The organism is Protofrankia sp. CiP1_Cm_nod2, from assembly GCF_920664355.1.
GTDB lineage: Bacteria > Actinomycetota > Actinomycetes > Frankiales > Frankiaceae > Protofrankia.
Map to the genome: position 1 here is coordinate 10,467 of NZ_CAKKTL010000156.1, position 1,790 is coordinate 12,256.

General features: G+C 74.9%; 1 protein-coding gene. It reads left to right on the forward strand.

What is annotated here, in order from left to right:
• Positions 1 to 158: 158 nt before the first annotated feature.
• On the forward strand, positions 159 to 1,790 hold a 1,632-nt coding region (locus tag NBW84_RS16645), incomplete at its 3' end, for a serine/threonine-protein kinase (protein ID WP_445548738.1).

Below are 1,790 nucleotides of genomic sequence, written 5' to 3' on the forward strand. Positions count from 1 at the left end.
GGGCCCCGCGGGCGACCCCGGCCTGAACCCACTCCGGCTGTCGGGCACCCGCCCGTCCGTCCGACCGTGAAACCGTGGACAACTGCCTATAGTGGACGACGTGGACCGCCGGTCACGGTGAGAATCCGCCAGATCATGGTCCGGGTGGGGGTCCAGCCATGCAGCCACTGAGATCGGACGATCCCACCCAGGTCGGCCCGTACAGGCTGGTAGGGCGGTTGGGTGCCGGCGGGATGGGCCGCGTCTACCTGGGTCGCTCACCGGCCGGCCGTGCCGTGGCGGTGAAGGTCGTCCGGCCCGAGCTCGCCGACGACCCGCAGTTCCGGGACAGGTTCGGCCGCGAGGTGCGGGCCGCTCGAGCCGTCAGCGGCGCGTACACGGCCGCGGTCATCGACGCCGACCCGGCCGCCGACCGTCCCTGGCTCGCCACCGCCTACGTGCCCGGGCTGTCCCTCGCCGAGACCATCCGCCGGACGGGCCCGCTCCCCCAGGAGTCGGTGCGCACGCTCGCCGCCGGGCTCGCCGAGGCGCTCGCCGCCGTGCACCGGGCCGGGCTCGTCCACCGGGACCTCAAACCGTCGAACGTGCTGCTGGCCACCGACGGCCCGCGGGTCATCGACTTCGGGATCTCCCGCGCGGCCGACGCCACCGGGCTCACCCTGACCGGTGGCGTGCTGGGCTCCCCCGGTTTCATGGCACCCGAGCAGATCACCGGCGGTGAGATCGGCCCGCCGTGTGACGTGTTCGCCCTCGGCGCGCTCATCGCCTTCGCCGCGACCGGCAGGGAGCCGTTCGGGACCGGCCCCACCCCGGCGCTGGTCTACCGGCTGGTCCATGCTGAGCCGACCCTCGACGGCCTCGACGGCGACCTGCGCGAACTCGTCACCGTCTGCCTGGCGAAGGACCCCGCCGCCCGGCCGGCCCTGACGGACATGCTGGCTCGGCTCACCGGCCAGGATCAGGAAACGACCGTTCTGCGCCCCGGCCCCGGCTGGCTGCCACCGCCGGTGGCCGACGTGCTGAGCGCCCACACCGCGGCCACCGGCACGGACGACCAGCCGTCCGACGCCGACCAGCCGTCTCCCGCGGCACCTGTGCCGGTGCCGGTGCCGGTGGCCCCGGCTCCGGTTCCGGCCGTATCCGGGACGGACGACGACGGGCCGCACGCACGTCCCGGCCCTGGTGACGTCAGGTCACCGGTCGACTTGGCCGGAGCTCTGGCCGAAGCGACCACGACCCGGAGCGAAGCGCTCACCGTCCGAGCCGAACCAGGTATCGCCCAGAGCGAAACATCCACCGCCCAGGGTGAAACTACTGCTGTCCAAGTCGAGCCGGCCCCCGCCCAGGCCGCAACGGCCACCCCTCAGAGCGAATCGGCCACTGCCCAGGTCGAGCCAGCCGCCCCTCAGGTCGCAGCGGCCATCACCCAAGCCGTGGCGCGTGAACCAGCCGCAGCGCCGCTGACGACGTCACGGGCCCGACGCCGGCGCGGGGCTCCGCTGGTGATCGGAGCCGTCGCGCTCGTCGTCACCATTGTCGCGATCGTCGTCGGCCTGGCCGCGACCACGAACGGGTCCGGCGGGCAGGGCGCGGCAGCCGGTGACGCACGGCTCGAAGCCACGGCGTCGCCCGCCGCGCGCCCCACCTCGACGAGCGCCGGCTCATCGCCGGACCCGTCAGCGACCACGTCCGCCGGCATGTCCACGGAGATCCCCGCGGCAGCGGCGACCGCGCCGGAGGCCCGGACCGGCGGCGGGCAGCCAGCCGCCGGCGGCGGAGCGGCAGCCGGC